This is a genomic window from Clostridium simiarum, from assembly GCF_018919175.1.
Classification (GTDB): Bacteria; Bacillota; Clostridia; order Clostridiales; family Clostridiaceae; genus Clostridium_L; species Clostridium_L simiarum.
On record NZ_JAHLQL010000007.1, the window covers coordinates 65,618 to 83,345 of the forward strand.

The following is a 17,728-nucleotide window of genomic DNA, read 5'->3' on the forward strand; positions in this document are numbered from 1 at the left end:
TTATTTCCCAGATTCTAAAGAAATAATGCGCCTAAAGCCAATGGAACTATAGCTACTAAAGCTATAAATGCACTTTTGGATTTAGATGTATTGTTATTATCTAATCTAAAAAGATATGCGGCTAATAGATAGCTTAATACACCTGTAGCCAGCAATATACTAAGAGAATATACTGGTTTAAAAGCTGACTTTTCTTGAACAACTAAGGATTGAAAGGCATCCATAGCATAGGTTGTAGGAAGTAATTTACTGAATCCCTTAATAGATTTAGGTAATGAATCTAAGGGCATCATAAGCCCACCAATAAGCATAGAAGGCAAAAATAATACTTGTGCATAAATTACAGTAACAGATGTATTATTTGATATCATTCCAATAAGAAGAGCTAATCCTGAACAGGCAATTGCCATGGTAGCAAATATCAGTGCCAAAGCCCCAATGTTTTCTGGTAGCTTTGCATCAAATAAAGTAGGAGCACTGATTAGTATAATTATAGTCACTATAACTGTATGAAAAATAGTTGAGATGGTTGGTATGGCCAGCATAGAAAATTTAGGTATGCCATTGATTTTATAACTTCTAAAGATTCCATTATTTCTAGATGTAACTAATGTGTTTGGCATGCCTAAAACTGTACCTACCAATAGAGTAAAAAATATCATAGATGGGATTAGTATGTCTTTATATTGAGGATTTAATTGAGGCATTATGCCTCCCATAGCTAAGTAAAAACCAAGTGGAAATATATAATTCATAAGCAATAAAGTCTTGTCTCTTATGCCTGTTTTTAAATCAAATAAAAAATGTATTGCAAAGGATTTCATCTTACCCCTCCTACAGAAGTTATTTCTAAAAATCTCTCCTCTAATGATGGTCTCTCTACCCTAAGGTCTATCAAAGTATCTTCTTTTGAATCAATTAAATTGATAATTTCAGTTACCTTATGCCCAGGATTATCTGTATAAAAAACATAATACTCATCAGAAACCTTACTTTCAGTTCCTTCAAGACTATTACCTACAGTTCTAACGGATACCTTTGTTAAAGCTGATCCTGAAGCTGTTATCTCCTTGGGACTACCTATAACCACAATCTTACCCTTTAGTAAAATTGCTATTCTATCTGCCATCTTTTCAGCTTCAGACATATCATGGGTTGCAAGGATTATAGTTGTTCCAGAGTCCTTCAGTTCCTTCATAACATCATGAAGCACAATTCTAGATTGCACATCTAAGGATGCTGTTGGTTCATCTAATATAAGAATCTCCGGATTATGAACTACCGCTAAGGCTATAGCAAGTCTTCTTTGTTCTCCTCCAGAAAGAGCATGATATTGTGTGTTAAGCTTATTATCAATATTTAACCTCTTCAACAAGCCATATCTAGGTTTAACTTCATGGTATGATGAAAATAATTCCATGGCTTCTTTGACTTTTATGTTAGGCGGCAGTGATGAAGATTGTAGTTGAACCCCTACAAGATTTTTTAATTTACTAGCCTCTTTCCATGGATTTAACCCCAAAATTTCCATAACTCCTGACTCAATAGTTCTTAACCCTTCTAGACATTCTAATGTAGTTGTCTTTCCAGCACCATTGGGACCTAGTATACCAAATATTTCACCCTTTTTAACTTTAAAGCTAATCCCATCCACCGCTTTAAAGTCTCCATAATACTTAGTAAAACCATCAACCTTTATAGCTATCTCACCCATACAAATCCCCCCATTCTTTTGACCCCCGGGGGTGTATTTCCCAACTTATTTCCCACACCCGGGATACTAATCTTTCATTTTTAATTTTTTCTTATAATCTCTAATGTTTTCTTGGAAATTTAATCTGTTTTTATACTTTTTAACCTCTCTATACTCTTTAATCTCTTTTTGTACTTTTTAATCTCTTTATAATTTTTAATCTTTTTTATAATCTCTAACCTCTTTATAATTTTTAATCTTTTTTATAATCTCTAACCTTTTTATAAGCTTTAATCTTTTTTTATAATCTCTAACATCTAATCTAAATGAAAAACATCTTTTATAATCTCTAACGTCTAATCTAAATACAAAACATCTTTTATAATCTCTAACATCTAATCTAAATGCGAAACATCAGCCTCTAGAATAAATTTCATTTTTTTATCTATTACCTCCAGTACCGTAAGACTTGTATCATTTATGTAAGGAAGATCCCAAAAACCTTCTATAGAATGATCTTTAACGATTAAGGAAATTGCTTTTATAACACAGGTATGTGTAACTATTAGAATGTTTTCATAGCACTCTTTACTAATGAGCTCATTTAATCCGTTCTTTATTCTATGTATTAATTCATCAAAGCTTTCCCCATTAATGGCTTCAAATAACTGCGGTTTATTCCAAAAATTCTCATACTGCTGAGGATAAATTTCTTTTATTTCTGGGTAAGTCATACCTTCCCAGACTCCAAAATTCATTTCTTTTAAAGCCTCATTTATTACTATCTCTGTATCTTTATTTCCTCTAATATGTTTTGCTGTATCAACAGCTCGTCCTAAAGGGCTACAATAAATTACATCAAAGTTCATATGCCTTAAACTCTCCCCAAGCTTTTTAGCATTATAAACCCCACTTTCCGTCAAATCTGAATTTTGGCATCCCTGCATCCTTCCCTCTTTATTCCATTGGGTTTGTCCATGTCTTGTTATGTATATATTCAAGTATATCCTCTCACTTTCTAATATTTGTCATAACTTAATTATAATGGACTTTATAATTATATGTAACAAAATATTTTAAAATTCTAAAAATTGCTTATGAAAACTTAGAATATTCAAATCTTTAACTCATGTTTCTAGTCTATTAAGCTATGTTTTAAAAATAGTTTGGTGATAATAATTTCTTTATAATTATTATTATATTTAAGAGTGTTATATAAAGATATGGAGGTAAAGTAATCTATTCAGCTATTTTATACTTTTCCTAAGTTTACAAAAGTATCTAAGGTAATTTATAATAACAATTGCAACTATATGTTGTGCTTACATAAAAGCACATCACAATATGTAGTACACGTTACTGAGAGGGGCTACAAACATGAATTATAATATAAGTTTTGAACTTGATAGATTAAAAGAAATATGCGAATTCGCTTGTGAAGATATTTATAAAAATGATGAGGTATATAATCCAGAGAGGCTTTTAAAATCTCTAGAAAATATAATAAGAGAAGGTATGAGCGAAAAGGAGCTATTAAAATCCATAATACAATGCGCCTTAGAGCTTACTAATGCCTTAGAACCTAAATGGGAGTTTGCTGCTACAAAACTTTATATGCATAGCATGTACAGAGAAGTGGCTGAAAATAGAGGGATAAATAATGAAACTATAGGTTACGGAAATTTATATACTTTAATAAAGGACCTTACAGAGAAAGGTTTATATGGTAAGTACATATTAGAAAACTATAGCAAAGAAGAAATTGATGAATTAGAAAAACACATAGTACCTGAAAGAGACTATTTATTTACCTACAGCGGTATAAATTTAGTATACAAAAGATATCTAATACAAAGTGGGGATAGGAAAGTTTTAGAGCTCCCTCAAGAGATGTTTATGGGCATATCCTTACATCTAGCTATGAGGGAAGATAAATCCAACAGATTATACTGGGTTAAAAGATTTTATGATGTGCTTAGCAGTCTAAAAGCTACCATGGCAACCCCTACTATGTCTAACGCTAGAAAGCCTTACAATCAACTAAGTTCTTGCTTTATAGATACTGTAGGTGACAGCCTTCAGGGAATTTATAAAAGCTTAGATAACTTTGCGAAGGTGTCAAAATTTGGCGGTGGAATGGGCATATACATGGGTAAGGTTAGAGCCTTAGGTTCTGACATAAGAAATTACAAGGGAGCCTCTGGTGGAGTAATTCCTTGGATAAAGCTTTTTAATGATACTGCTATTGCCGTAGATCAACTGGGCATGAGAACTGGCAGCGTCTCTATATGGCTAGACGTTTGGCATAGAGACTTTCCTGAATTTTTGCAGCTTAAGACCAATAATGGGGATGACCGGAAAAAAGCCCACGATGTCTTTCCTGGGATATGCTACCCAGATTTATTTTGGGAACTTGCAGAAAATGATATAAATGCAACTTGGTACATGATGTGTCCCCATGAAATAAAGAAAGTAAAAGGTTATGAGCTATGCGACTTTTACGGGAAAGAATGGGAAGAGCGATACCTTGACTGTGTTAAAGATCCTAATATAGAAAAAAGAGAGATGATAGTAAAAGACATTATAAAACTCATAATAAAGAGTGCCTCTGAAACAGGAACTCCTTTTACCTTCAATAGAGACACTGCAAATAGATTAAACCCTAATAAACATAAAGGAATGATATATTCTTCAAATCTTTGTACTGAAATAATGCAAAACATGAGCCCACTGGAATTTATGCAAGAAGAGATAAAAGATGAAAATGGAGATACTATAGTAATGGAAAAGACAAAGCCTGGCGATTTTGTAGTATGTAATCTTTCTTCCATAGTGCTAGGTCGTGTTGATGTAACAGACACTAAGGAACTTGAGCACATAGTAGAAACTCAAATTAGAGCCATGGACAATGTAATAGATTTGAATTACTATTCAGTTCCTTACGCTAAGATTACCAATAAGATCTATAGATCCATAGGGCTTGGAACTAGCGGATATCACCATATGCTTGTTAATAATAATATAGATTTTGAAAGTGATGAGCATATAGACTTTGTAGATAAAGTCTATGAAAATATAAATTATTTTGCTATAAAAGCAAGTATGAATATAGCTAAAGAAAAGGGTGGCTACAGCTACTTCAAAGGTTCTGACTGGGAAACTGGAGAATACTTCGATTTAAGAGGATACAAATCAGATCGCTGGATAAAGCTTAAAGAAGATGTAAATAAAAATTCTATAAGAAATGCCTATATTTTAGCAGTGGCTCCTAATGGCTCTACAGCTACTATTGCAGGAACCACAGAGGGCATAGATCCTATAATGGATAGATTTTATTTCGAAGAAAAAAGAGGGATAATAACTCCTAAAGTAGCCCCAGATATAAATGAAGAAAACTTCCATCTTTATAAATCAGCCTATGAAATAGATCAACATTGGTGCATAAAAGCCAATGCTGCAAGGCAAAAACACATAGATCAAAGCCAGTCCTTTAATTTATATATAACAACAAAATACACCATGAGACAAATACTAAATCTTTATATAGATGCTTGGAGACAAGGAGTTAAAAGTATATATTATGTTAGATCAAAATCTTTAGTGGTAGAACACTGCGAGAGCTGTTCTGTATAGGAGGGAGTTTATAATTATGAAAACTTTAAATAGGAAACCTTTATTTAATGAATTTGGAGATACAGAAGTTTCTAAAAAGAGACTTATAAATGGTAACACTACAAATTTAAATGATTTTAATAATATGAAATACACTTGGGCTTCAGATTGGTATAGGCAAGCTATGAACAACTTCTGGATACCAGAGGAAATAAACATGGCTCAAGATCTTAAAGACTATAAGATTCTTACCCCAGAAGAAAGAACAGCTTATGACAAAATACTTTCATTTTTAATATTCCTAGATAGCCTTCAGATGGAGAATCTCGGCAATGTAAATAATTATATAACAGCCAGTGAAGTTAACCTATGCCTAACAATACAGGCTTTTCAGGAGGCCATACATTCTCAATCCTATAGCTATATGCTAGATACTATATGTCCCCCAGACAAAAGAAATGAGATATTATACCAGTGGAAGGATGACTCTATACTTTTAAGCAGAAATAAATTTATAGGTGATCTTTATAATGAGTTTTTAGAAAACCCTGTTCCACAAAACTTATTAAAAACCTTAATGGCTAATTATATACTAGAAGGAATATATTTTTATTCAGGTTTTATGTTCTTTTATAATCTTGAAAGAAACTCAAAAATGCCTGGTAGCGTTCAAGAGATAAGATACATAAATAGGGATGAAAATACACATCTATGGCTATTTAGAAATATAATTAAGGAATTAAGAAAAGAAGAACCAGAACTATTTACTAAAGAAGCCTTAGAGGACTTAAGAAACATGATGAAAACCGGAGTTGAAAATGAAATAGATTGGGGAGTATACGTAATAGGGGATAGAATCCAAGGGTTGAACAAAAAAGTAATAACAGAGTACATTCAGTATCTAGGAAACCTTAGACTAAAGGACTTGGATATGGAACCTTTGTATGAAATAACAGAAAATCCAATGCCTTGGGTGGATTTGTACGCAGATGCTAACTCAGTTAAGACAGATTTTTTTGAGGCAAAATCCACCGCTTATGCAAAAGCAGCTATAATAGAAGACGATCTTTAAAGCTTAAGTCATTTAATGATGGAATAAACAGAGTTCTTGCCTCTAGAGGGAGTTTTTACTCCCTCTAGAGCTTAGAAATCCTTATCCCACAAGGATCTAGCCGCTCTTTATTCCCACTTTGAACAAGATGTGAGTATTAGAGCGGGAAGTCATGGGATAAAATAGTTCTTAAATTTAAGCAGAGTTTAATTAGAATCATTTTTCAAAGCTCAATGGTTTTAACTAAAAAAGCCATGGAATTTAGATAAATAAATCTAAATTCCATGGCTTTTAATATTAATTTACCTTTTTTATTTTATCCTTTTATAGAGCTAAACTCCTCCACCTTTGGGATTACAACCTCAAGACATTGAGTAAATAATATTATAAATTCTCCTGCTCTAGCACTTTTCAGAGCATAAAGAAGAGCATCCTCTTCTTTATATATAACCTTCACTTTAGAAATATCAAAGTCCTTATTCTCCATAACTCCTTCCATGAGAAGTCTAGCCGCCTCTCCTTTTATTCGCCCTCTCAAATCCTCCTGCTCTCTTATTATTATGCTATCACTAAATTTTGTAGCTATATATCCAAGCTCCCTTATGTATTTGTTCTGCCGGTCTCCTGGCGCTCCTATTATAGCTGTTATATTCTTAGGATTAAAGGATTTAACTATAGTAAAAACCTCAGTAAAAGCTTCTGAATTATGTCCATAATCTAATAATAAATTAAACTCTCCTATGTTTAATATATTCTGCCTTCCTGGGTTATTATATAAGTCACATTTAATACTCTTTAATATGTCTATTATGTCATCCAATTCATCATGTACTTCCATTACAGCTGCTATGGCTGCCATGAGGTTTTTAACATTGCTCTTAGAAAACCCATTATGAGTAAAGGGAATATCTCTAACATCTGCTATGCTCCTGACTTCATTTTTATTAAAATAAATAATATGATTATTTTTTAGAAACATCCCTTCCTGCCCTCTATCCATATGACTTTTCATATTAACATCAAAATCTATACCAAATAGACATACTCTTTTTCTATGTTTTATAGAATCTAATAACAAAGGGCTATTAAAACAAACTATCTTCCCTTTAGGATCAAGCTCATCAAATATGGAGGTCTTTATTTTTATAAGATCATTTATATGGTTAATTCCCTGCATACCTATATGATCCTCTGAAATAGATGTAAATACTGCTACGCTAGCTTTTTTGTATCCAAGCCCCCTTTTAATTATTCCTCCTCTGGCAGTCTCAAGTACCGCAACCTGAACATCTTCATTACTTAAAACCATTCTGGCACTATAATAACCTGTGGTATCTCCACTTTTTATTTTATTATCTCCTATAAATATGCCTCCTGTAGAGGCTAATCCAGATACATAGCCAAGTCTAGTTAATATACAGTGAATTAATCTTACCGTAGTAGTTTTCCCATTGGTTCCTGTGACAGATATTATTGGAATAAATCCTTTATCTTTGCCGCTAAATTCACTTAATATCTTATCTATATCACCACTATATTTGCATTTAAATATGTTCTCATCTAAGAAGATAGAGTTTTTTCCATAACCAATAATTAAAGAATTATCTTCACTTTCAATCACCGGTATTCCCTCTAATTCACATTGCTCCTTAACATTATATAAGTGATCCTCTTTAATAATCTTATTACCCTTAATAAATATAGATTTATTACCTTTTTCTTCAAAAACCCTTCTATTTTTAAGTGTCATAGCTACACCTTCTTTGCTTTTATATATAACCCTTTAGTTATATAAATCTCTAAAAATAGAAAATTTATACCTAAGATAAAAAAATTAGATCCACAAATCCTTTGAAAAGTGTTGTTTTATACATTAATAAACATAATAAATACACCTCAATTACCATTAAGATTCACTAAAATTTTTCCATACTAGATTATTTAGAAAAACCTTGTAAACGTTATCTAGTCTGTGAAAATCAAAGCTAAATGCTTTTAATTATACTGTAACCTCTATTGACATATATGCATATTATTGTTATATATAGTGTAGCACATATATATTATATAATATATATGTGCTACACTAATTAATCCAATATGATTGTTTTATATTTTTACATAATGTTAATTAATATTAATGGGAGGAAAAAATATGTCTATAAAAGTTGCTATTAATGGATTTGGAAGAATAGGAAGGTCGGTGCTTAGGATCGCTCAGGATAGGCTTTGTGATGATGTGGAGATAGTTGCTATTAATGCAAGAGCCACTAGCGAAACTCTAGCTCATCTTTTTAAATACGATTCTTGCTACGGAAGATTTAACGGTGACATAGACACTAAAGAAGACTCAATGATAATAAACGGTAAAAGCATAAAAATATGTAGAGAAAGTGATCCTGAAAATTTACCTTGGAAAGACATGGATATAGATATAGTTGTAGAATCCACAGGAGTTTTCAAGGATAAGAAAAACCTTATGAAGCATATAAAGGCCGGAGCTAAAAAGGTTATATTAACAGCTCCTGGAAAGGATGAAGATATAACTGTAGTTATGGGGGTTAATGAAGAGGATTTGGATATAAAAAAACATTCTATAATTTCCAATGCATCTTGTACAACAAATTGCCTTGCTCCTTTTGCAAAGGTTTTAGATGATAAATTTGGAATAGTTAAGGGGTTAATGACCACCATACATTCCTATACAAACGACCAACAACTATTGGACAAGAATCATAAGGATTTAAGACGTGCAAGAGCTGCAGCAGAGTCAATAATTCCAACTACTACAGGTGCAGCAAAAGCTGTAGGTAAAGTTCTTCCAAACCTTGATGGTAAACTAAATGGATTCTCCTTAAGAATACCTACTGCCACAGTTTCAATGACTGATTTAGTTTGTGAACTTTCAAAAAAAGTAACTGTAAAAGAAGTTAACAACGCTTTCAAAGAAGCCTCTATAGGATCTATGAAAGGCATACTTGGATATTCAGAAGAACCTCTAGTATCTATAGATTACAAAGGTGATGAAAGATCTTCAATAATAGACGGGCTCTCCACCATGGTTATGGAAGGCAATATGGTAAAGGTGGTTTCCTGGTATGATAATGAATGGGGATATTCTTGTAGAATCGTAGATCTTGTAAACTACTTGGCAGAACAAATACAGAAAAATTCAGAAGGTAACATTGAAATGGCTGGATAACAGCAATTCTCTAACCTAAATAAACTTCCAGTTTTTGTTTAAACCTCAGCAAAACAAAAACTGGAAGCCATTTATATTTAACCTTATTATTCTACAATATTTATAAAATCAAACTTAGTAACATCAAACAAACCCTTATCAGTTATCTTTAAGGTTGGAATTACAGGTAAAGACAGAAAAGATAAAGTTAAAAATGGATTAAAGTTAATACTAGGCGCTATTTCGCCTATAGCTTCATGTAACTTATTAAGTTCTGAAACTACTTCCTTTAAGCCTCTGCTTGTTATAAGCCCTGCAATCTCTAGTTGTATAGATGCAAGAACTTTCTTATCTTTAACTACTATTATTCCTCCACCTATCCTTTGAAGTTCCTCTGTTGCAAAAACCATATCCTCATCATTGCATCCACTAACAATCATATTATGAGAGTCATGGGCTATAGTGGTGGCTATGGCACCGGATTTAATATTTAATCCCTTAATAACTCCAAGTCCAATGTTTCCATTACCTTTATGTCTTTCTATAACTGCTATTTTAATTAAGTCTTTTTCTATATCTCCAATGAATTCTTCAGTGTTATTTAATTCATCAATATTAATCTTTAAGTGGTTACTCTCTAATTTATTAGGTATAATCTCAATAACATTTAACTTTTTCTTATGCTTTAAGTTGATTTTAAAACTCTCCTTATCAATCTTTGGAAGAGTTATGCTATTCTTAAAATCATATATATAATTATTTTTCTCCATCTTATGTAAAAGCTTATTATCTTTTACCACTAACTGGCCATTTTTATAAACAGAATTTATTTTAAAACTCTCTAAGTCATCTAATATTATAAAATCAGCTATAAATCCAGGAGCAATGGCACCTTTATGTTTTAAATTATAACATTCCGCCGTATTAAGTGTAGACATTTGTATAGCGGTTTCAGGTTTTAACCCATGTTCAATAGCCATTTTAATTGATTGATCTATACTTCCATTTTCAATTAAGTCATCTATATGTTTATCATCTGTACAAAAACAAACCCTTCTAGAATTAGCTATATTAGTAGCCTTAATTAATTCTTTAAGATTTTTCGCCACAGTACCTTCTCTTATAAGTACATACATACCTCTTCTTAATCTATCTATAACTTCCTCTGCATTATGACATTCATGATCAGTAGTAATATTAGCCGTAGTATAAGTATTAATCATATCTTCACTAAATCCTGCACCATGTCCATCTATTACTAATCCCTTTTCTCTTGCATCCCATATCTTATTAATCATATTCTCATCACAATTTAAAACTGCTGGAGAATTCATAACCTCTGCTAGTCCTAAAACCCTATCTCTTTCATATAAAGGCAATAAATCTTCACTTTCTAGCTTTGCACCTGAGCTTTCAAAAGCTGTAGCAGGAACACACGAAGAGAGCATAAAGTAAAAATCCAAAGGCAGCTTATGACTTAAATTCATCATAAGCTCTATACCCTTAGTACCTAAAACATTTGCTATCTCATGAGGATCTGTAATCATGGAAGTTATCCCATGAAGAAGTGCTACTTTATAATATTCATTAGGGGTTGTTAGAGAAGATTCTATGTGAGCATGAGCATCAATAAGGCCTGGACATATATATTTATCCGTACCATCTATAGTAACTTGCCCATTATAATTTCCAAGACCTACAATGTATCCATTCTTTATGGCTACATCACCAGTAAATATATCACTTTGAAATACATCCACAATATTTATATTCTTAATAACTAAATCGCATACTTCATGCTTTGCCGCTGCTCTTATTTGTTCCATAAAAGTTTTTTTATTCATCTAGTAATCCACCTTGTAAAAATATTTAACCTCCGTGGACTAAATTCTTCATAGTTATACTATTTACGGTAGTATAGTAGAAACGCTAAACCCATATTGCTTAGCTTATACGAAGGTTATTGTTATATATTATATTTAAGCACTAGCCTTATGTCAAAGCTAATTCTATGATTATAACTAAATAACCCTTAAAACACCTTCATATTCTTATGATATTTAAATAATAACTTCCAAAAATATAATCAGTTGATATATATTTATTTTAGATCTTTAAGGCAACACACTTGGATTTTTATTTGATAAAGTACCTTTCAAAAAACATTATACGGTAATAGTAACACTTGCTCCCTTTTCTTTGTTTTCTTCCATAAGTTTAACTATATCCTCCATAGTCATTATGCTAATCCTTATATCACTATTTTTATGCAACTTATTTATATACTCAGTAGCGTTTTTGTGTATGCTACCAGTAGTAATTATAATTCCCTTTTTAATGCTTTCAGAAACCATAGCACCCACAAGCTTCTGGCATATAACTCTCCCTATAACAAAATCCTCTTCCTCCACATGTTTTAACTCTTCCTCTGATTCAGAATTATATCTCTTACATTCAACAAATATTTCTTCACCATCATCACAAGTAAGAATTAAATCTTTTCCTTCATCATTTTTATATTCAGTTAATTCAACACTTGAATAATCCCCAGATGCCTCAAATAGCCACTTACAAAATGCCTCAAACTCATACCCTGTCATGTTTTCAATTCTTTCCTTAGTTATGTCTATTAAAATCTGCTCATCCTTATGTTTGTATTTACTTATTTTACTAACTATATATTCTATGCCCTTAACTGCGTAGATACAGAGTAACATTATTATTGTACCTTTTAACATATTCAAAATTATCACCTCTATAAGCAATTATTGCCAAGTTAAGCTTTTTTAATTCCATGATAATTTCTTTTCGTGATTTTCTTTTCCTGATTGAATGGTATAAAATAATTATATCCCAGTTAAAAATGATTATTTTGAAATTAAAGGAGAGTAATAATGGATCTATACAAAAAAATATTAGAAGTAGGTAGAAATGAGCTTCTAATAGATGAGTTAAATGACCTTATTGAATATGATGATTTATCCATATCAAATATAGAATCTGGATTAAGCTTATTAATAAAAACCGCAACTGCAGAACAAATTTACTCTATTCAAGAATCAATGCTAAACTTATCCACATCAATTATGTATAAATGTTCAATTGATGTGGATAAATTAGATTTAGATATACTAGAAAATTCATTATCTAAACTAAAACATTCTTCTTTAGAAAATGCATTAGTATCCTCTAAATCACTTAATAATCTTCCCTTGCTTCATCTCTAGTACTCTGTCGGACATCCACTCTACAACCTTACGGTCATGGGAAATAAAAAGGTAAGATATAGATTGGGTTTTCTTTAAGTCTTTTAATATATGTAAAATTTGTGCCTGTACTGAAATGTCTAGCATAGATGTTGCCTCGTCCAAGATTAGAACCTTAGGATTCAATAGCAGTGCTCGACATATAGAAAGACGCTGGATTTCACCACCACTAACCTGATGAGGGTAACGTTCCAATAAGGAATCATTCAGTTTTACCTTATATAAGGTCTGTGCAATAATCTCTTCAGAATATGTTTTTTCATAAAGTCCAAAAATCTTTAGAGGCTCAATCATACTTTTCCCCAATTTCATAGAAGGATCAAAAAATGACTGTGGTCGTTGGGAAATCAGCTGAACCTCTTTTCTAAAAGGAAGCATTTGTTTTCCGCTAAGTCCCCTATAGTTCTTCCCTTTATATAATACCTCACCACTGTCCGCGGGAATCAGTCTTAACAAAATACGTGCTAGAGTGCTTTTGCCACATCCACTGGGTCCCATGAGGCCAAGAGTTTCTCCTTCTTTAATTGTAAGGCTCACATCCTGAAGTGCAGAAAAGGACTTTCCCCGCCACCCTTTACGGAATGTTTTACAGATTTCACGTGCTTCAAGCATATAGAAAACACCTCACAGTCCTTCCCTCATATTCATATTGCTCTGGCTTTTCATTTATGCATCGTTCAGTGCAGTAACTGCAACGAGGAGCAAATTTGCACCCAAAGGATTTGTCACCAGGTTTTGGAGAAATACCTTTCATAGGATGCATACCATTCTCCGGTAGGGATGCAAGAAACCCTTTAGTATAGGGATGTAGTGGTGTTTTTAAAACATCCTTACCCATTTCAACAATCTCTCCACTATACATCACTGCTATACACTGACATAATTTTTCTGCTAAAACAAGATCATGGGTAATAACTATCATTCCTTGAACACTCTTATTTTTTATCATCTCTAGAGTATCATAAACCTGCTTCCTAAGATCAATATCAAGACCTTTAGTGGGTTCATCCGCTAGTACCCACCGTGGGGAACAAGCAACCCCAATGGTACATATCACACGTTGTTGCATACCTCCACTTAATTCAAAGGGATATGATGAAAAAATTCTCTTAACATTATCAAATCCAAAACTTCTTAGTAAGCTTTCTGCTTTATTCTTACGCCTTTTAGAATTTTCATCTGCTACAAGCAATGCCTCATCTAATTGAGCTTCAATCCTCCTCACCGGGTTTAGAGAATCACCTGGATTTTGGGGAATCAAGCCTATTTCTTTTCCTCTTAAAGAACGCATTTCTTTAGTAGATGCACTAGCTATATTTTTATCTCCATATAAGATATTACCCTCTAGTTTTGCATAAGATGGAAGCATTCCTAAAATTGCATGGGCTAATACTGATTTTCCACAACCACTCTCTCCAATCAATCCAGTAATCTGTCCTCCATAAAAGGTGGCAGTAACATTGTCTACTGCCTTTACAGCACCAGAAGAAATATCAAATTCTACTGTAGTATTCTGCAAAACTATATCATAGGTAGATTCATCTAACATTCAAGCACCTCCTGGTTCTTAACGTCAAGTCGGTCCCTCAATGCATCTCCTAACATGTTAATAGATAGTAATAGAAAAAATATACAAAGTCCTGGTACAATAATCAGATGAGGAGCACTACGATAATGCATACGAGCATCATTAATCATAACACTCCAGTCTGGAGTAGGTGGCTGTACACCTAGTCCTAAAAAACTTAAAGATGCAATAGAGAGAACACATCTCCCAACCCTTGTAGTAAAAAGAATTATAGTGTTATTTATCATGTTAGGAATAATGTGATAAATAATTAATCGTAAATCGCTGCTACCAAGGCAACGCATCCCTTCAATATAGGGTTCTTCCCTCAAACACAACACCTCAGTACGCACAATAAGTGAAAATCCTGCCCAAGATGTGAGCACCAAGGCCAACAATAAACTTTGTATACTAGGGCCTAATACTCCTGCAATGGCAATCATAAAGCAAGTCCCAGGAATCCCTTGAAAAATATTAGCTAAAATGGTTATACACCAATCTATAACGCCACCATAATAGCCTGCAATAACCCCTAGTACCATACCAACTAACATGGACAAAGTTGTTGCCGTTAGAGCTAGTAACATGGAAGCTCGACCACCGTACAGCACACGACTAAGCATATCTCTCCCTAGGGCATCTGTTCCTAATAAATGCTTTATAGATGGTCCTTGAAGGCGTGAGGCCATATTAGTAAGATTTGGGTCATAAGGAGCTAATAAAGGTGCCAAGATGCTAGAAATTATAATAATTCCTAGAATTAATAAGGCTATTACAAGTTGAACCTTTCCCTTGTTTTTCATAGGTTACTCCCTCCAATCCTAATCCTTGGATTTAAAGCTATGTTAATCATATCCACTACCAATGAAATTCCAACGTACAGGAAGCCTGTAAGCAAAACATATCCTTGTAAAGCAGGATAGTCTCTGCCACTAATAGCATTAATAGCATAGCTCCCTACCCCTGGAAGAGCAAATATGGTTTCTATAACCACCGAACCACCAAGGATACCTCCTAAATAGTTTCCAAGTAACGTTACCACAGGAATTATAGCGTTAGGTAGAGCATTGCGTATAATTAGTCTATATTTGCTTATTCCTTTAGCATTTGCTGCTATAAAATATTGCTTTCCAAACTCCGCTAGTAGTGCAGAACGGGTTAATCTTGCTACTGTAGCAGTAGTAGCACAAGAAAGTACAGCGGCCGGCATCACCATATGCTTTACCCCTCCAGTTCCACTGGTAGGTAGCCAATTTAAGGTTTCTGCAAATAGTAGTATCATCAAAATTCCAAGCCAAAACCCAGGAAATGAAAGCATTACATTAGTAATCACCTTGATACAGTTATCAATCAGTTTATCCTTCCATACTGCAGAGCCTATGCCTAGCAATATGCCAAAGCTACAAGTAATAGCCATAGCATATAAAGCAAGCTTAAGGGTAACTGGTAGTCGTCTTCTTAATTCCTTCCCTACTGGTTCATTGGATACATAAGAAACTCCAAGGTCACCTCTTAGTGCATTTTTCATCCAACTTAAATATTGTACTGGTAGTGGGTCATTAAGCCCCATTTCCTCCCTCAAGCTTTCAATCTGCTCAGCTGTAGGTTGAGACATCCCTCCTTGGCTCAAGGCTATCTCTGCTGGATCTCCAGGAGAGATAACCCCAAGTATGAATGCAATTAAAGAAATACCTATGAGAACTGGAATTAGTGATGCTACTTTTTTAAGGATATATCTATACATAGATTATTTTACCCAAGTAACATTTGGTAGATCTAACCCGTAAAGTTTTGCTTGATATCCAGTTAATTTTTTATTATAAGCTAACAAAGTCACATCATTAAACAATGGAATTACCGGTAAATCCTTTGAAGATATTTCCTGAAGCTCATTATAGATTTTGCTGCGTTTCTCCATATCAAGAGTTTCTGAAGCTTCATCCATCAGACTTTGTACTTCTTTGCTCTCATATCCAAGACTGTAGTTTTTATTATGATCACCAGCAGTAAGCATAAAACGACGGAAAATAGTTGCTGGCTCACTATTAGAAAGCCCTTGTTGCAAACGAGAAAGGTTATATTTTCCAGACTTCATCTCTTCTCTCATAACCCCATATTCCATAGGTTGAATCTTCACATCTAAACCAATTTCAGAAAGAGTAGCTGCTATTAATTCCGCTTCAGTCTTTTGTGAAGTCTCAGCACCATTAATCAAATATGTAATTTCACATCTTTCCTCACCAAGTACTTCCTTCGCAAGGGTTTTAGCTTTGTCCATATTTTCTTCAACTGCTATATCCTTATAAAAAGGTGTGCCGTAGTTAAGGATATTAGTAGTTGGCTTACCAAAACCGTAGTATAAATCATCCACTATAGACTGACGATTTAAAGCAAAGCTAACTGCTTGACGCATACGCACATCGTTAAATGGGAATTTAGTACCATTAACACCAAGGAAACGAATCATAGTAGATTTTGAAGTAGTTAAAGCAAAATCTTCATTGTTTTTAAGTTCCACTGCCAAAGATACAGGAATTGCATTTAAGTCTATTACACCCATAATTTCTCCAGATTTAAGAGCTGATAATCTAGTATCTGCATCAGGAATAACTTTGATACGCATGGACTTAGCTTTTGCTTTTTCACCATAATAATCCTCATTACGCTCTAATAAAACATACTGATCCTTTACATTTTCTACAATTTTAAAAGGGCCTGTCCCTTGAGCAATACCGTTAAAGTTTCCTTCTGCATCAAAGCATTTTGGGCTATATATAGCACTACCAAAGTTAACCATATTAAAGATTTGTGTAGGTGCTGGATTATTGAAAGTAAGTTTAATAGTGTCATTATCAACTTTTAAATACTCCTTCAATTCAGGATAGTGAGAATTAATATCCAATGGGTAAAAGGAAGACTTTTTTACTCCTAATTTCATACGATCAAAGTTAGCAATAACTGCATCAGCATTAAATGGCTCTCCATCGTGGAATTTTACTCCCTTTTTCAAATTGAAAGTCCATTCCTTGCCATCTTTAGACATCTCCCAACTTTCTGCAAGGGCTGGAATAGGTTCTGCATTATCATCTTGAGTAATTAGTGGCTCCCAAACATACATAATTTTGCTACAATAGTAGCCGTCCTTTTCACCTGGAGCTAGATTTCTATAACCTCCAAGTACAATCTCTGCATCCATATCTACAGTGGAAACAGCTTTAGAATCTGATTTACCATCAGTTTTAGTGCATCCAGCAAAGGACAATACCATTAGCATAGCTAAACAAAAGGGCACCATCCTTTTAAGCTTGATTTTAGAAAAAATTTTCATATTAAATCCTCCTCTTATTTTATATATATT

General features: G+C 33.3%; 15 protein-coding genes and 1 riboswitch. Of the genes, 4 read left to right on the forward strand and 11 right to left on the reverse strand.

Features of this window, described 5'->3' with window-relative positions:
- Positions 1–14 precede the first annotated feature (14 nt).
- From KQI89_RS15540 to KQI89_RS15550, 3 genes are all read right to left on the reverse strand, one after another.
- Entirely contained in the window at positions 15–824 is an 810-nt protein-coding gene (locus KQI89_RS15540) for an ABC transporter permease (RefSeq protein ID WP_216457852.1), read from the reverse strand.
- Complete coding sequence (locus KQI89_RS15545; RefSeq protein ID WP_216457853.1) at positions 821–1,714, reverse strand: ABC transporter ATP-binding protein; 894 nt, start codon at positions 1,712–1,714, stop codon at positions 821–823. The genes KQI89_RS15540 and KQI89_RS15545 overlap by 4 nt, the downstream gene beginning before the upstream one ends.
- 374 nt (positions 1,715–2,088) lie before the next feature.
- Positions 2,089–2,694 carry a histidine phosphatase family protein gene (locus KQI89_RS15550; RefSeq protein WP_216457854.1) on the reverse strand — a complete coding sequence of 202 codons (606 nt, stop codon included), beginning with the start codon at positions 2,692–2,694 and terminating at the stop codon, positions 2,089–2,091.
- 376 nt (positions 2,695–3,070) lie between these two features.
- On the opposite strand from KQI89_RS15550, the gene KQI89_RS15555 reads away from it, so the two are divergent.
- Positions 3,071–5,326: a ribonucleoside-diphosphate reductase subunit alpha gene (locus KQI89_RS15555; RefSeq protein WP_216457855.1), complete on the forward strand. Its 2,256-nt coding sequence runs from the start codon at positions 3,071–3,073 to the stop codon at positions 5,324–5,326.
- 16 nt (positions 5,327–5,342) lie between these two features.
- A complete protein-coding gene (locus tag KQI89_RS15560; RefSeq protein WP_216457856.1) occupies positions 5,343–6,377 on the forward strand; it encodes a ribonucleotide-diphosphate reductase subunit beta in 1,035 nt (344 codons plus the stop codon).
- Between the two features lie 295 nt (positions 6,378–6,672).
- Here the strand turns inward: KQI89_RS15560 and KQI89_RS15565 are convergent, their stop codons facing one another.
- Positions 6,673–8,106 (reverse strand): Mur ligase family protein, encoded by a 1,434-nt coding sequence (locus KQI89_RS15565; RefSeq protein ID WP_216457857.1) that lies wholly within the window; start codon positions 8,104–8,106, stop codon positions 6,673–6,675.
- A gap of 405 nt (positions 8,107–8,511) precedes the next feature.
- Between KQI89_RS15565 and gap the strand changes: the two genes are divergently transcribed.
- Positions 8,512–9,558 (forward strand): type I glyceraldehyde-3-phosphate dehydrogenase, encoded by a 1,047-nt coding sequence (gene gap, locus KQI89_RS15570; RefSeq protein WP_216457858.1) that lies wholly within the window; start codon positions 8,512–8,514, stop codon positions 9,556–9,558.
- A gap of 86 nt (positions 9,559–9,644) precedes the next feature.
- Here gap and ade read toward each other — a convergent pair whose 3' ends face one another.
- Together ade and KQI89_RS15580 are read right to left on the reverse strand one after the other, a co-directional pair.
- A complete protein-coding gene (ade, locus tag KQI89_RS15575; protein ID WP_216457859.1) occupies positions 9,645–11,381 on the reverse strand; it encodes an adenine deaminase in 1,737 nt (578 codons plus the stop codon).
- Positions 11,382–11,412: 31 nt separating this feature from the next.
- Positions 11,413–11,514: riboswitch (purine riboswitch) on the reverse strand.
- Positions 11,515–11,702: 188 nt separating this feature from the next.
- Positions 11,703–12,275 carry a restriction endonuclease gene (locus tag KQI89_RS15580; protein ID WP_246583152.1) on the reverse strand — a complete coding sequence of 191 codons (573 nt, stop codon included), beginning with the start codon at positions 12,273–12,275 and terminating at the stop codon, positions 11,703–11,705.
- Positions 12,276–12,431: 156 nt separating this feature from the next.
- Here KQI89_RS15580 and KQI89_RS15585 point away from each other — a divergent pair, with 156 nt between their 5' ends.
- Positions 12,432–12,764: a hypothetical protein gene (locus tag KQI89_RS15585; RefSeq protein ID WP_216457861.1), complete on the forward strand. Its 333-nt coding sequence runs from the start codon at positions 12,432–12,434 to the stop codon at positions 12,762–12,764.
- On the opposite strand, the gene KQI89_RS15590 is transcribed toward KQI89_RS15585, so the two are convergent.
- Genes KQI89_RS15590 through KQI89_RS15610 form a run of 5 tightly spaced genes read right to left on the reverse strand, consistent with a single transcriptional unit; the run spans position 12,732 to position 17,698 of the window.
- A complete protein-coding gene (locus KQI89_RS15590) occupies positions 12,732–13,415 on the reverse strand; it encodes an ABC transporter ATP-binding protein (RefSeq protein WP_216457862.1) in 684 nt (227 codons plus the stop codon). The genes KQI89_RS15585 and KQI89_RS15590 overlap by 33 nt on opposite strands.
- On the reverse strand, positions 13,408–14,352 hold the full coding sequence (locus KQI89_RS15595) for an ABC transporter ATP-binding protein (protein ID WP_216457863.1): 945 nt from the start codon (positions 14,350–14,352) through the stop codon (positions 13,408–13,410). Before KQI89_RS15595 ends, KQI89_RS15590 begins: the two co-directional genes overlap by 8 nt.
- Positions 14,346–15,173: an ABC transporter permease gene (locus KQI89_RS15600; RefSeq protein ID WP_216457864.1), complete on the reverse strand. Its 828-nt coding sequence runs from the start codon at positions 15,171–15,173 to the stop codon at positions 14,346–14,348. Before KQI89_RS15600 ends, KQI89_RS15595 begins: the two co-directional genes overlap by 7 nt.
- A complete protein-coding gene (locus tag KQI89_RS15605; RefSeq protein WP_216457865.1) occupies positions 15,170–16,114 on the reverse strand; it encodes an ABC transporter permease in 945 nt (314 codons plus the stop codon). Before KQI89_RS15605 ends, KQI89_RS15600 begins: the two co-directional genes overlap by 4 nt.
- Before the next feature lie 3 nt (positions 16,115–16,117).
- The gene (locus KQI89_RS15610; RefSeq protein WP_216457866.1) at positions 16,118–17,698 is read right to left on the reverse strand and encodes an ABC transporter substrate-binding protein; all 1,581 of its coding nucleotides are present in this window, start codon (positions 17,696–17,698) and stop codon (positions 16,118–16,120) included.
- Between the last annotated feature and the right edge of the window lie 30 nt (positions 17,699–17,728).